The 13476-nt window shown below is 72.4% G+C and carries 12 protein-coding genes; 5 read left to right on the forward strand and 7 right to left on the reverse strand.

The features are described from left to right. Positions 1-912, reverse strand: coding sequence for a zinc metalloprotease HtpX (gene htpX / locus OG710_RS17430; protein WP_330240167.1), 912 nt, complete (start codon positions 910-912; stop codon positions 1-3). A gap of 197 nt (positions 913-1109) precedes the next feature. Between htpX and OG710_RS17435 the strand changes: the two genes are divergently transcribed. Together OG710_RS17435 and OG710_RS17440 are read left to right on the forward strand one after the other, a co-directional pair. Further along, positions 1110-2342 (forward strand): cytochrome P450, encoded by a 1233-nt coding sequence (locus OG710_RS17435; RefSeq protein WP_330240168.1) that lies wholly within the window; start codon positions 1110-1112, stop codon positions 2340-2342. 13 nt (positions 2343-2355) lie between these two features. Beyond that, positions 2356-2535 (forward strand): ferredoxin, encoded by a 180-nt coding sequence (locus tag OG710_RS17440; RefSeq protein ID WP_330240169.1) that lies wholly within the window; start codon positions 2356-2358, stop codon positions 2533-2535. Between the two features lie 58 nt (positions 2536-2593). Here the strand turns inward: OG710_RS17440 and OG710_RS17445 are convergent, their stop codons facing one another. Then, complete coding sequence (locus OG710_RS17445; RefSeq protein WP_330240170.1) at positions 2594-3241, reverse strand: TetR family transcriptional regulator; 648 nt, start codon at positions 3239-3241, stop codon at positions 2594-2596. Between the two features lie 336 nt (positions 3242-3577). Between OG710_RS17445 and OG710_RS17450 the strand changes: the two genes are divergently transcribed. Beyond that, positions 3578-4378 (forward strand): VOC family protein, encoded by an 801-nt coding sequence (locus OG710_RS17450; protein WP_330240171.1) that lies wholly within the window; start codon positions 3578-3580, stop codon positions 4376-4378. Positions 4379-4552: 174 nt separating this feature from the next. Further along, complete coding sequence (locus OG710_RS17455; protein WP_330240172.1) at positions 4553-6967, forward strand: outer membrane protein assembly factor BamB family protein; 2415 nt, start codon at positions 4553-4555, stop codon at positions 6965-6967. A gap of 23 nt (positions 6968-6990) precedes the next feature. On the opposite strand, the gene OG710_RS17460 is transcribed toward OG710_RS17455, so the two are convergent. Beyond that, on the reverse strand, positions 6991-7602 hold the full coding sequence (locus tag OG710_RS17460; RefSeq protein ID WP_330240173.1) for a hypothetical protein: 612 nt from the start codon (positions 7600-7602) through the stop codon (positions 6991-6993). A gap of 217 nt (positions 7603-7819) precedes the next feature. Here OG710_RS17460 and OG710_RS17465 point away from each other — a divergent pair, with 217 nt between their 5' ends. Then, on the forward strand, positions 7820-8341 hold the full coding sequence (locus OG710_RS17465) for a hypothetical protein (protein WP_330240174.1): 522 nt from the start codon (positions 7820-7822) through the stop codon (positions 8339-8341). Positions 8342-8411: 70 nt separating this feature from the next. On the opposite strand, the gene OG710_RS17470 is transcribed toward OG710_RS17465, so the two are convergent. The 4 genes from OG710_RS17470 to OG710_RS17485 all read right to left on the reverse strand — a co-directional run bounded on the left by OG710_RS17470 (position 8412) and on the right by OG710_RS17485 (position 13194). After that, the gene (locus tag OG710_RS17470) at positions 8412-8585 is read right to left on the reverse strand and encodes a hypothetical protein (RefSeq protein WP_330240175.1); all 174 of its coding nucleotides are present in this window, start codon (positions 8583-8585) and stop codon (positions 8412-8414) included. A 207-nt stretch (positions 8586-8792) separates the two neighbouring features. Next, on the reverse strand, positions 8793-11759 hold the full coding sequence (locus OG710_RS17475) for an AfsR/SARP family transcriptional regulator (protein WP_330240176.1): 2967 nt from the start codon (positions 11757-11759) through the stop codon (positions 8793-8795). Between the two features lie 243 nt (positions 11760-12002). Further along, entirely contained in the window at positions 12003-12836 is an 834-nt protein-coding gene (locus OG710_RS17480; protein ID WP_330240177.1) for a MerR family transcriptional regulator, read from the reverse strand. A 154-nt stretch (positions 12837-12990) separates the two neighbouring features. Beyond that, on the reverse strand, positions 12991-13194 hold the full coding sequence (locus tag OG710_RS17485) for a cold-shock protein (RefSeq protein ID WP_003967102.1): 204 nt from the start codon (positions 13192-13194) through the stop codon (positions 12991-12993). Between the last annotated feature and the right edge of the window lie 282 nt (positions 13195-13476).

A 13476-nucleotide genomic window follows, 5' to 3' on the forward strand; every position in this document is an offset into this window, starting at 1 on the left:
TCACGGGCGGGACAGGTCGGCCGAGATGCGGGCCAGCTGGTCCAGACGCTGTTCCAGCGTCGGATGCGTGGAGAGCAGCCGGCCGATGCTCTCCTTCGACGCGAACGCCGGAACGAAGTAGAACGCGTTGTACGGCTCCGCCTTCCGCAGGTCCTCCGTCGGAATCCGGGCCATCTGGCCGCTCACCTTCGTCAGCGCGGACGCGAGGGCGGAGGGGCGGCCCGTCAGCAGGGCGGCGGTCCGGTCCGCGGACAGCTCGCGGTAGCGCGACAGCAGCCGGGTCAGCAGAAAGCTCAGCGCGTAGACGACCGCGCTGACCAGCGGGATCAGCATGAGGATGATGCCGGAGGGGTCGTTGCTCCGGTTGCTCCGGGCGAAGCCGCCCCACAGCGCGACGCGGGTGATGATCCCGGCGAGGACGCCCAGGAACGAGGCGATCGTCATCACCGCCACATCCCGGTGCGCGACATGCGACATCTCGTGCGCGAGGACCCCCTCCAGCTCCTCCGGCTCCAGTCTGCGCAGCAGCCCCGTGGTCGCGCACACGAGCGAGGACCTCTCGCTCCGGCCGGTCGCGAACGCGTTCGGCACATCGCTCTCCGCGACCGCCACACGCGGTTTCGGCATATCGGCAAGAGCGCAGATCCGGTCGATCGCGCCGTGCAGTTCGGGCGCCTCGGCGGGGGATACCTCCCGCGCGCCCATGCTGAACGCCGCGATCCGGTCGCTGAACCAGAACTGGGCGACGAACATCCCGCCGACCAGAACCAGGATCAGCGGCCAGGACCCCCGCAGCACGGCCAGCAGCACCCCGACCAGGACCACGTACAGCAGCCCGATCAGAAACATGGTGGTCACCATGCGGGTGGTCAGTCCCCGGTCGGTGGCGTACCGGCTACGCGTACGGCTCATCGGGCACCCTCCAGTCCTCGCCGCCCCCGGTCTGTCCGGTCTGTCCCGCCCGTCTTCCATGGTGCGCCTCACCGGCCGAAAACGACGGAAACCGGATGGGTGGGGAGATCTGGCCGAAGAGCGTCTGGCCCCGATAGGTGCCTGGGGCATCTAGTGAGGGTGATCGGCAGGACCACCCCCCTCGCTGTGAGGTCCGCATGACACAGATCCAGTCCGAGACGATTCCCTTCCCGCAGAACCGCACCTGTCCCTACGAGCCGCCCGCCGGATACCCCAGGGCCGGCCGGGACCGGGGCCCCGTGTTCCGGGTCCGGCTCTACGACGGCCGTACGGTCTGGCTGGTGACCGGGCACGCCGAGGCGCGCGCCCTGCTGGCCGACCCCCGGCTCTCGTCCGACCGCGCACACCCCGCGTTCCCGCTCTTCGCGCCCCGGCTGGCCGCGGTCAGGCAGCGGCGCGTCGAACTGCTCGGCCTGGACGACCCGGAGCACAACGCGCAGCGCCGCAAGCTCATCCCGAGCTTCACCGTCCGCCGGACGGCGGCCCTGCGCCCGCGCATCGAGCAGATCGTGGACGGGCTGCTGGACGCGATGGTCGCGCAGGGGCCGCCCGCCGAGCTGGTCGGCGGCTTCGCCCTGCCGGTGCCGTCCATGGTCATCTGCGAGCTGCTCGGGGTGCCGTACGAGGACCACGACTTCTTCGAGGACCGCTCGCGCAGGCTGCTCCGGGGCCCCGGACCGGCCGACGTGGTAGCGGCACGGGAGGACCTGGACGCGTACTTCCGCGAGCTGATCGACGTCAAGCGGCGGCGGAAGCCGGAGCCGGGCGGGCCGGGCGGGCCCGGCGGCGGGCTGCTGGACGAGCTGATCGCCGGGCAGCTGGAGGCCGGGACGATGGACGGCGAGGAGCTGGTCCGGCTGGCCGAGATCCTGCTCATCGCCGGCCACGAGACCACCGCGAACATGATCGCGCTGGGCACGTACACGCTGCTGAGCCACCCGGACCAGCTGGCCCGGTTCACGGCGGGGGACGCCGACGCGGTCCCGGCCGCCGTGGAGGAGCTGCTGCGCTTCCTGTCCATCGCGGACGGGATCTCGCGGCTGGCCGTCGAGGACATCGAGATCGGCGGGGAGACGATCCGGGCGGGGGAGGGCGTGCTGCTGTCCACCTCGGTGATCAACCGGGACGCGTCCGTCTTCCCGGAGCCGGACGCGCTGGACCTCGGGCGCGGCGGCCGCAACCACGTGGCGTTCGGGTTCGGCATCCACCAGTGCCTGGGCCAGAACCTGGCCCGCGCCGAACTGGAGATCGCGCTGCCGGCCCTCTTCCGCCGCCTGCCGGGGCTGCGGCTCGCGGTGGAACCGCAGGAGGTCCGGATCAAACCGGGGGACACGGTGCAGGGGTTGCTGGAACTGCCGGTGACCTGGTGAGGAGGGGAGGACGATGAAGATCGCCATCGACAAGGACGTGTGCATCGGCGCCGGGCAGTGCGCGCTGGCCGCGCCGAAGGTGTTCACCCAGGACGACGACGGCCTGAGCGAACTCCTCCCCGACGCGGAACCGGGCCCGATGGTCGCGGAGGCGGCCCGCGCCTGCCCGGTGGGGGCGATCAGGATGGAGTAGGGCACCGGGGGACAGGACCTGGGGCGCGGGGGCGCCGCGCGTGGCCCGAAGGGGTTCGCTACTTCGTCGGCTTTCTGCCGGTGATGCCGAGGTGCACCAACAGGGCCAGGTTCGGCTTGAGTTCGGCCTGCTTGACGCCCCAGGCGGTGAACCCCTTCTGGTGCGAGGCGACGCCGGTCAGCATGACGACCAGCGAACCGGCCAGCGCGGCGGCGCTGACGTCCTTGTCGACCTTGCCCTTCGCCTGGAGTTCCTTCACGGACTCCGTGAGGGAACCGGTGACGGAGTTGAGGATCTTCATGCGGATCTTGTTGAACCGCTTGTTGCCCTCGGCCGCGCCGAGATCGACCACGCGCAGAATCGCGTCGTTCCGCCGCCAGAAGTCGAGGAATCCCTCGACGAATTGTTCGGCGGTCTGCCAGCCCGACTTGCCGACCCAGGAACGCCCGGCGACAAGTTCCGTCAGCCCGGAGCCCTCCTTCGCCATCTCTTCGGCGATTTCGAGGACAGCGCCCTCGACGTCCGGGAAATACTGGTAGAAGGTAGCCGGTGAAGTCCCCGCCTTACGGGCGACGTCGATGACTTTGACGTCCCGGTACGGCGAGGAGCTGAGCATCTCGCTGAGGCAGTCGAGCAGCTTCTGCCGCGTCGCCTGGCCGCGCCGACCGGCCACGCGGCCGTCGACGGTGCGTACTTGTCCTGTCATGCCGTCAGCTTACCGACGGGTGAACGGAGCGCGATTTGGCGAGAGCAAATGGGGAATGCGGCCCGCTCGGGGGCCATTTCGCGCCGTGTGCGCGGCGCATTTTCCGCTCGCTCTTCTCTCGCATTCCGCCCCTGTTCCGGCCCCCGTTCCACCACCCCGCGAACGCGGTGTGACGAGTGTTATGAACAGCCTGTGGATAACTTCGGTGGATAACTTTCGAACGCGCGTTTGCCCGGCTGGCGCGCGTTTGTCCGGCCGGGGTGGCGCCCGGAGCGCGCGCCGTGCGCCGCGCCGTTACGTTGGGTGGAGCGGGGGACGACGGAAGGATTCGGGCCCATGGCCGCGTTCGCACACTCCGCACCGTGCTGGGTGGATGCGCAGCTCCCCGACCTGGAGGCGGGCAAGCGCTTCTACGGCGAGCTGTTCGGCTGGACCTTCCGGCCCGCCGAGGGCCGGCGCGCCGACGCCCTCAGCGACGGAAGGCTCGTCGCCGCGCTGGCCGCCAAGAAGGACGGCCGGATGCCCACCGCCTGGGGCGTCTACTTCGCCACCGACGACATCGAGGCGTCGGTCGCCCGTATCCGCGCGGCCGGCGGCCAGGTGATCACCGAACCCGTCCCGGCCGGCCGCCACGGGGTCCTCGCCCAGGCGGCCGATCCGGGCGGCGCGGTCTTCGGCCTCTGGCAGGCCGGGGAGCGCGCGGGCTTCCAGAAGCGGAACGAACCCGGCTCCTTCTGCTGGACCGAGGTCCACACCCGGAACAAGGACCGCGTCGACCCCTTCTACGAGGAGGTCTTCGGCTTCCGGGGCGCCGACGTGGACGACTCGCCCCTGGACGTCCCCGACACCGACGAGCACCGCGTGGACTTCCGTACCTGGTCCCCGCCCGGCACCGAACCCGGACCCGAGACGGCGGTCGGCGGGCGCAGCGTCATCACGGACGCGTTCCCGGCCGAGCTGCCCAGCCACTTCCTGAGCTACTTCAACGTCACGGACTGCGACGAGACCGCCCGCACCGTCCAGCGCCTGGGCGGCCGGGTCACCGAACCGCCGCTCGACATCCCGTACGGGCGGATGGCCGTCCTCCAGGACGACCAGGGTGCCGAATTCGCCGTACTTCAGGAACCTGTGTCCTGATACGGGGAGAGTGGTACGGGACACCCCGATCCGCCCCCGAGTTCGCAACCGGGGGCCCGGCCAGGAACAATCGGGGTGCGCACCGCCGGGGGGCGCTCGGTGATGAGACGCTGCACGCGGCGGGATTTTCGCGGACCTCCGTGCCCGGAGGCCCGTACGGGGAGGTGGCAAGTAGTGGAGCAGCTGACGCAGCACGACCCGAGGCGGATCGGCCCCTTCGAGGTGCTGGGACGACTCGGGGCCGGCGGCATGGGGCTGGTCTATCTGGCCCGCTCGGCCTCGGGCCGGCGGGTGGCGATCAAGACCGTGCGTACGGAGCTGGCGGAGGACCAGCTGTTCCGGGTGCGCTTCACCCGTGAGGTGGAGGCGGCCCGCGCCGTGAGCGGCTTCTACACCGCCGCCGTCGTGGACGCCGATCCGCGCGCCGCCGTGCCCTGGCTCGCCACCGCGTACGTGCCCGCCCCCTCGCTCGAAGAGATCGTGAACGAGTGCGGGCCGATGCCCGCCCAGGCGGTGCGCTGGCTGGCGGCCGGCATCGCCGAGGCCCTCCAGTCCATCCACGGGGCGCAGCTCGTCCACCGCGACATGAAGCCGTCCAACGTGCTCGTCGTCGAGGACGGGCCACGGGTCATCGACTTCGGCATCGCGTCCGGCGTCTCCAACACCCGGCTCACCATGACCAACGTGGCCGTCGGCACGCCCGCGTACATGTCGCCCGAGCAGGCGCGGGACTCGCGGAGCGTGACCGGGTCCAGCGACATCTTCTCGCTCGGCTCGACGCTGGTGTTCGCCGCGACCGGCCACGCGCCGTACCGGGGCGCCAACCCGGTCGAGACGGTGTTCATGCTGCTGCGCGAGGGCCCCGACCTCACCGGCCTGCCGGAGGAGCTGCGGCCGCTGATCGAGTCCTGCATGCAGATGGACGCCTCGCTGCGGCCCACCCCGGCCGACCTCCAAGCCCAGCTCGCCCCGCACCTCTTCGCCTCCGGCGGGGGCGACGACGGCGGTACGGCGTCCGCCTGGCTGCCGGCCGCCGCGACCGCGCTGATCGAACAGCGCCGGGGCGGCGGCCGCACCGTCCCGCCGCCCGCGCCGCCGCGCCCGGCCGACCCCGCCCCCGTACGCCCCGCCGACCCCGGCCCGACCGCCCCCCACCGGGCGCCCGGCGCCGACTGGGACGGCCCCTGGCACAGCTCCGCGCCCACCCGTCCGCCGGCCCCGCCCGCCCCCGTGCCCGACGCCGGGGGACCGGTGCGGCTGACCGGCGTCCAGGTGCCGATCGGGCCGGGACCCCGCGCCCAGGACGTCCGCGCGTCGGCGGTCGCCGCCGGTGCCGGGCCCGCGACCGGCTGGGTGCGCCCGCCCGCCGGGGCGAGCGAGGGCTCGCACATCGCGCCGGCCGCCCCCGTGCCCGCCCCGGCCCCGGCCCCCGACTCCGGGCCGTCCGGGCCCGCGCGCTGGCGGCCCTGGCGGTTCCGCATGTCCAACGACGTGTGGGGCACGCCCGTCGTCGTCGGCGACCTGCTCTACGTCACGTCCTTCGAGGTCCACGCGCTCGACACCGGCAACGGGCGGCGCCAGTTCAAGACCCGTGACGTCGCCTGGGCGATGGCCGTCGAGGGCGGCCGCATCCACGCCTCGGACGGCCCCTCGCTCTACGCCCTGGACGCCGCCACGGGCGCCGAGCGCTGGCGGACCGCCGCCGACGCCTGGGTGTACGCGCTCAAGGCCGACCGGGGCACGGTCCTCACCGCAACGCGCGGCGGCGGGGTCCAGGCGTGGGAGGCGGCGACCGGCGAGAAGCTGTGGGACCTCACGGGCGCGCAGACGGACTTCGAGACGCCCGAGGGCGGGCCCGTCATCCACGAGGGCACGGTGTATGTCTGGCAGGACGCCCGGCTCAAGGCCCTCGACGCCCGCACCGGCGCCGAGCGCTGGACGTACCCCATCGGCGACGCGGCCTCCTGCGGGGGCGTCCCGGTCCGGGTGACCCCGGCGCCGGACGGCTATGTGTACGTCGCCGCCGGGACCCGGGTCCTCGCCGTGGACATCGTCTCCGGGCACGTCCGCTGGCACTTCGAGTGCCCGGCGGTCTTCCTCTCGCCGCCCGCCTTCGCCCCCGGCCCGGCCGTCACCGGCGGCGGGGTCTACCTCGCGGACTACCTCGGCACGGTGTACGCGCTCGACGCCGCGACCGGCAAGGACCGCTGGCGTATCGCCACGGAGGCCCGGCAGTCCGCCGAGCCGGTCCTCGTCGCCGCGGGCAACGTCCATGTCGGCAGCGGCAGCGCGCTGTACACCCTGGACGCCGTCACCGGCACCCCGAAGTGGCGGTTCGCCGCGGGCGGCGAGGTCGTCGGCGCCCCGGTCGTCGCGGACGGCCGCGTGCACTTCGGGTCGGCGGACCACGTGCTGTACACCCTCGACGCGACGGGCGGCCAGCTCCGCTGGAAGCTGGCCACGGGCGGCGAGATCACGGGCACGCCCGTGGCGCGCAACGGCGTCGTGTACGCGTGCAGCAAGGACCGCTGCGTGTACGCGCTGGACGCGCGGAAGGGCACGGGGACGGGCGCGCGGGCCCACGCGTAGCCCGTACTCGCGGGCCGCGCGCCTCACGCGCCGGGCGGCCCGGCCCCGTCGTCGTCGGGCCGGCGCGGGGCGCCCGGCCGAGGACCGGTGTACGTGTCGTCGCCCTCCGGCTCCGGCCACGGGCTCGTCTGCACCGAGGGGCCCGGCTCCCGCGTGGGCGGCCAGGTGTCCGGCGTGCCCGATCCCGGTGCGTCGTAGGTCCGCCGCCGGCGGCCGGGGCGCCCCGCCATCACCACCGACCCCGCCAGGAGCAGCACGCCGCCACATCCGGCGAGCGCGACGCCCGGCCCGAGCCCGGAACCGTCGCCCGCGACGACCAGGCTGTCGGTGGTCTGGAAGACGCGGACCATCCACAGCACGGTGAACCCCAGCACCACGACCCCCGCCAGGGCGACGAGCGAGCGCGAGCGCAGGACCACCCCGGCCACGGCCACCACCGCCGCGCACAGCAACGGCAGCCACAGCGACCCGACGAGCCCGCCGGGGGGCGTACCCGTCACACCCGTCCCGGTGAAGAGGTCGCCCAGCCGGTAGTGCCGCCCGAGGCGGCCGTCGTACCAGTCACGGAAGGGGCTCAGCACGGCGGCCGCCGCTCCGGCGAGAGCGAGGACCGCACCGAGGACGTTGCGGATCATTTCCGTACCTCCGGGACCTCCGGGTGCGTATCGGCGCTCTCGCTCCGACGCTACGCCGCGCGTGTGACGGCCGCCACCAGACGGAGACGAGACCGTGACAGGGCCATGACCGGGCTGCCGGAGCCGCGCGCCATGCTGTGCGTTACGGTGCCGTGTCGCCCGGCCGCAGGGCCGGCTTCGCACCGAAACGGCAGAGAAGCGGACAAACGGGGGTTCGATGAGACGGCAGCACGTGAAGCTGACGGTGGTCCTGGTCGCGGTGGTACTCGCGCTGACCGGCTTCTCCAGCGGCAGCCACGGAGGAAAGGGCAAGAGCAAGAGCAGGTCGAGCCACAGCGGGGGCGGCGGCGGATGCTCCAACTCCAAGAAGAGCAACGGCACGTACCACGACACGGACTCGGACACCGACTACGGCTCCTCGGGCTCCACGTACGCCGACCCCACGCCCACCGCGACGGACGCGCCGAAGGTGTACGTGTTCCGCTGCGCGCAGCCGGCGAAGGGCAAGCGCAAGGCGTACACGGCCTCCACGGTCCGGCTGACGGCGGTGACCGCCGGGACGCACACCTACGAGGTCGACGTGTCCTTCCTGGACGCCATGGGCAACCTGGTCGACACGGGTGAGGCGACGGTGGAGGCGGACGGCGGCGAGACGAAGACGGTATCGGTACGCATGGACAGCCCGCGCACGGTGGCCCGCGTGAAGAAGTGCAAGGTCACGGCGGAACTCAGCTACTGACCCGGAACACACAACGGCCGCGACGGCTCCCCCTCCGCGCCGCCGCGGCCGTTCCCCCGTACAGGTTGGACTAGTTGGGCTTCGGCAACGAGGCGTGTGCGTCCAGCGCGGCTATCTCCTCGCCCGAGGCGTGGGCGTCGGTCGGCTTGAGGGGCTCGCTGGAGGCGTGCGCGTCCTGCGTCGTCAGCTCCTCGCCGGAGGCGTGGGCGTCGGTCGGCTTGAGAATGCCGTTGTTGTCGGCCATAGAGGTCAACTCCTGAAAGCTGAAGCGTGGATGCAGTGGATGGTCCGCCCGTCCGGCGGTTCCCCCGTGGATCGCCGGACGGGCACACCGGGGCCGTCCACCCTAATGGTGAGGCCACCCGCCGATCCGCCTGCCCCCCGACGCGACGGATCGATGAGGAGAGAGTGGCCCGGCGCGATAAACGAATGATGAACGAGTCGCGAGGGATCAGAACACCGCTGTCGACTCCAGCAGGACACGCACATCGTCGGCCTCGGTCGAGCCGAGTTCTTCGAAGACCGTCAGCGCCTCACGCCAGCACGCCTGCGCGCGATCGGTCTGACCGAGCGGCATCAGGCTGAGACCCAGCACGGTGAGGATGTTGGCGCGCCGCCACTCCCCGCCGATGCCGTGCAGTACGGCGAGCGCCTGTTCGGCCAGTGCGGCGGCCTGCGCGTGCTGATCGTCGGCCAGGTCCACCTCCGACAGCCGGAACAAGGTCATGCCCTGCCAGAAGCGCTGCCGGCTGTCGCGGAACACGGTCAGCGCCTCGGTGAGCACGTGGCGTGCCTCGGAGGTCTGTCCCGCCCCGGTGAACGCCAGGCCGAGCGCGTACTTCCCGTTGGCCAGCCGGAGAGCCTGCTCCCTGCCGTCCGACTCGTAGAGGGCGATGCCCTGCTGGGCCAGGCTCACCGCGCTCGTCTTGCGGTCCGTGGCCAGGTGCACCCTGGACATGTTGCACAGCGCGGACGCCTCGCCCGACTTGTTGCCGTCCGCCCGGAAGGCGTCCAGAGCCTGGGTGAAGTGTGCCTCCGCGTCGGTGTGCCGGTTCTCGTACAGGGCGATGATGCCGAGCTGGTTCGGCGCCTGGCTCGACGAGACCGGGTCGTCGGCGGCCAGGCCCAGTTCCAGGGCCCGCCGGGCATCGCTCTTGGCATCGGCGAAACGGCCCGAGATGCTGTGCACATGCGTCAGCATCGTGCGCGCCCGGGCCTCGGCTCTGACGGCACCGGCCGCCCGTGCCGCTTCCGACACCGCTGTCGCGGCCTGAGTGAACTGACGAGAGTGCGCGCCCGATTCGCCCAGATCGACGGCGGCCATCAGAAGATCGGCGGCCTTGCCGACCGTATCCTTCGCCGCGGACTGCTGGGCACATGCGAGAACCCCGTTGGATTCGCTGAAGAGCCAGTCCAGCGCTTCCGTGGGGGTCGTGAACGCGAGGCCGGGGCGACGGGTGGGTTCGAAGTGGTCGAGGACCCGCTCCCCGGGGCGTTCCAGGGCGTAGACGCCTGCTGCTGTGGCCAGGTAGAAGTCCAGGAGGCGCGACAGCGCCTCCTCGCGTTCGTTCGGGCGCTGTTCGTCGCGTTCCGCGCAGGAGCGGGCGTAGAGGCGGACCAGGTCGTGGTAGCGGTAGCGGCCCGGAGCGGCGGACTCGACCAGGGACGTGTCGACCAGCGCCTCCAGCAGGTCCTCCGCCGTGTGCGGGTCCAGGTCCAGGAGGGCGGCCGCGGCGGCCAGCGAGATGTCCGGGCCGTCCGCGAGGCCGAGCAGCCGGAAGGCGCGGGCCTGGGCCGGTTCCAGCTGGCCGTAGCCCAGTTCGAAGGTGGCCTTCACCGCGAGGTCGCCGGCCTGGAGCTCGTCCAGCCGGCGCCGCTCGTCCGCCAGCTTGGCGGCCAGCACGGAGACCGTCCAGGTGCGGCGGGAGGCCAGCCGGGAGGCGGCGATCCGGATGGCCAGCGGCAGGAACCCGCACGCGGCGACGACGTCGAGCGCCGCCTCCCGCTCCGAGTTGATCCGCTCCTCGCCGACGATCCGGGTGAACAGCTGAAGCGCCTCGTCCGGCGACATCACGTCCAGGTCCACCAGATGGGCACCCGCCAGGTCCACCATCCGCACCCGGCTGGTGACCAGCGCCGCGCAGCCCGCCGTACCGGGGAGCAACGGGCGTATCTGGGCCGCGTCATGGGCGTTGTCCAGCAGGACCAGCACCCGGCGCCCGTCGAGCGTGGACCGGTAGAGCGCGGCGCGCTCGGCCGGGGTGTCCGGGATCGCCGAGTCCGGGGTGCCGAGCGCCCGCAGGAACGAGCCGAGGACCGTCTCCGGTTCGGCGGCCCGCGCCCCGGCGCCCTGGAGGTCGACGTACAGCTGCCCGTCCGGGAAGTGCTTGCGGGCCTGGTGGGCGACGTGGACGGCGAGGGTCGTCTTGCCGACGCCGCCGATGCCGGCCAGCGCGGAGACCGCCATCACGGACCCCTCCGCCGTGGCCAGCCGGTCGCCCAGCTCGCGGACGAACGCGGCCCGGCCGGTGAAGTCCGGGACGGTCGCGGGCAGCTGGGCCGGGCGGACCGGGGCCGCCGCCGGGGCCGGGTTGTCGGCCGGGCGGGCCAGCTCCTCGTCGGCGCGCAGGATGCGCTGCTGGAGCTGGGCCAGCTCCTGGCGCGGGTCCACGCCCAGTTCCTCGGCGAGCAGCCGCCGGGTGTCCGCGTACACGGCGAGCGCCTCCGCCTGCCGGCCGCTGCGGTACAGGGCGACCATCAGCAGCTCCCGCAGCCGTTCGCGCAGCGGGTGCGCCGCGGTGAGCGCGGTCAGTTCGGAGACGGACTCGGCGTGGCAGCCGGCCTCCAGGTCGAGGTCGAGCCGGGTCTCGGTGAGCTGGAGCCGCCACTCCTCCAGCCGCGTGCGCTGGTACTCCGCGTAGGGGCCGGGCACGGAGGCCAGCGCCTCGCCGTCCCACAGCCCGAGCGCCTTGTTCAGCAGGGCCCGCGCCGCGTCCCGGTCACCGGACGCCCGCGCCTTCTCCGCCCCGGCGGCCAGCTCCTGAGCGACGGTCAGGTCCAGCGCGTCCGGCGCATTGCGCATCGCGTAGCCGCCGGAGTCGCTGACGAGGGTGTCGGGCCCGAGGACCTTGCGCAGCCGCGAGGCGTAGGTGCGTACGGCGGCCAGCGCCTGCGAGGGCGGCTCGTCGCCCCAGATGCCGTCGATCAGCTCACCGGCCGTCGCGGTGTGGCCGCCGCGCAGCAGCAGCGCCGTCAGCAGCGCGCGCTGCTGCGGCGATCCGGATGCCAGCGGCTCACCGCCGCGCCGCACCCGTACGGGACCGAGTACGGAGAAGTGCAGCACGCCCTCGTCCTCCGGGCGCCGCTCCGGGGTTCGCTGCTGCGGAACGCGTACCCGTGGCCCGTCGTCATGGCCCATTGCTGCCTCCTGTCCCCTGCGCACGGCACGGCACGGGGCGGTGTGTCCGGATCGGTCACAGGCCGTCCGGATTGCTCCATACCGTTGATATCGCCGTCAACAGTCTGCCTTGTGAAGGGTCGGCCCGTCAGCAACGGGCGGGCCTCTGCACAAGCCCTCGACAACGATTGTGGAACGGGGCAGTTGGGGCGAGCGGGGCGTACGGGAGGGGCGTCCGCCGACGCGCGGCGGACGCCCCCGCTCTCAGACCGCCGAGCGGACCACCGGCTCCTGGAGCTCGGTCACCCAGGCGTCCAGGTCCTCCGGGCACTCCAGACTGATCTCGCGGGCGTACCCGGCGGACCGGTAGCCGTTGGCGTCGATCCAGCGGGCCAGGGTCTGGGTCGTCGGCAGCACGGCGTCCATGGAGCCGCGGTGCACGATCGTCGCCGCCTCGAACGCGGGCAGCTCCACCACCGTGACCCCGGTGTCGCCGACCGGCCCCACCGGGGCGGAGACCGTCACCCCGGCGTGCACGACGACCCCGCCGCCGCCGTCCGCCGCGTCCTCGTAGTGGGCGATGCCGGGGCCGGAGGGGCAGAGCCCGGCCTCCCCGAGGAGCGGGAAGAGCCGGTCGTACAGCGGGCCGATGACCGGCCCGATGTCCTGCGGCTCGTAGCTCCCGGCCACCCCGGTCAGCTCCGCGACCCGTACCGCCGGAACCTTCTTGATCACGACGTCGTCCGTGGACATGTGTCCCTCGCTCTCGATCGACCGGAGCCTCGCCTCGACCTGGGCCAGCCGGGCGGCCGCCGCGGCCATCGCCGCCTCCAGCTCCGTACGGCGCAGCCGCAGCATCCCGCGCAGCTCCTCCGGACCGATCTCGTCGTCCAGGACCGACCGCACCTGCTGGAGCGTGAAGCCGAGGTCCTTGAGCGCGATGATCCGGTTGAGCCGGGCGAGCTGGGCGGCGCCGTAGTAGCGGTAGCCGGTCGAGGGGTCGGTACGGTCCGGGCGCAGCAGCCCGATCTCGTCGTAATGACGCAGCATGCGGGCCGAAACGCGCCCGTACCGGGCGAAGTCTCCGATGGTGAACATGACGTCCTCCACTGCACGGGTTCACACGGTGTGAAGGTCAAGGGGCGGCCGGGACGGGACCGGGCAAGGCAGGAGCCCCGCCCTCCGCCGGTGCGGGGGAGCGGGGCTCCTTGGGTACTGCTCTCACGGCCGCGATCGGCCGACCCTGGGCAACTCAGGCCGGGGTGACGTTCTCCGCCTGGGGACCCTTGGGACCCTGGGTGACGTCGAAGTTCACGACCTGGTTCTCCTCGAGGGAGCGGAACCCGGACGCGTTGATCGCGGAGTAGTGGACGAAGACATCCGGGCCGCCGCCGTCCTGGGCGATGAAGCCGAAGCCCTTTTCAGCGTTGAACCACTTGACGGTTCCGGTAGCCATAAGCCCTCCTTGGGCCAAAGGGTTGCCCTGCTCCAGAACCTGCAATGAAGTCTGAAAACTACAAAAGCCTGCGGGGTCACATGCTCCGCAGGCTCTGTACTGCAAGGGAAACCAAACTGCAACTTGATGTCGAGCCTAGCACGCAGCGTGTGCGGAAGGGTAGAGGGAAAGATCACCTCACCCGGATGTTTGATAGCCGCGCGCATGAGCCATCCGGATGGCTCATCCGAGAGGCCCTTCCCGTGTGCCGTACGCCCCCGGTGGGGCGGTGCGGCGGTGACG

The organism is Streptomyces sp. NBC_00525 (assembly GCF_036346595.1).
Lineage (GTDB): Bacteria > Actinomycetota > Actinomycetes > Streptomycetales > Streptomycetaceae > Streptomyces.

Coding starts and splice junctions, on each gene's coding strand:
- OG710_RS17440 (WP_330240169.1), top strand. CDS start 2,356: ATGAAGATCGCCATCGACAAGGACGTGTGCATCGGCGCCGGGCAGTGC.
- OG710_RS17460 (WP_330240173.1), bottom strand. CDS start 7,602: ATGATCCGCAACGTCCTCGGTGCGGTCCTCGCTCTCGCCGGAGCGGCG.
- OG710_RS17485 (WP_003967102.1), bottom strand. CDS start 13,194: ATGGCTACCGGAACCGTCAAGTGGTTCAACGCTGAAAAGGGCTTCGGC.
- OG710_RS17450 (WP_330240171.1), top strand. CDS start 3,578: ATGGCCGCGTTCGCACACTCCGCACCGTGCTGGGTGGATGCGCAGCTC.
- OG710_RS17470 (WP_330240175.1), bottom strand. CDS start 8,585: ATGGCCGACAACAACGGCATTCTCAAGCCGACCGACGCCCACGCCTCC.
- OG710_RS17445 (WP_330240170.1), bottom strand. CDS start 3,241: ATGACAGGACAAGTACGCACCGTCGACGGCCGCGTGGCCGGTCGGCGC.
- OG710_RS17480 (WP_330240177.1), bottom strand. CDS start 12,836: ATGTTCACCATCGGAGACTTCGCCCGGTACGGGCGCGTTTCGGCCCGC.
- htpX (WP_330240167.1), bottom strand. CDS start 912: ATGAGCCGTACGCGTAGCCGGTACGCCACCGACCGGGGACTGACCACC.
- OG710_RS17475 (WP_330240176.1), bottom strand. CDS start 11,759: ATGGGCCATGACGACGGGCCACGGGTACGCGTTCCGCAGCAGCGAACC.
- OG710_RS17435 (WP_330240168.1), top strand. CDS start 1,110: ATGACACAGATCCAGTCCGAGACGATTCCCTTCCCGCAGAACCGCACC.
- OG710_RS17465 (WP_330240174.1), top strand. CDS start 7,820: ATGAGACGGCAGCACGTGAAGCTGACGGTGGTCCTGGTCGCGGTGGTA.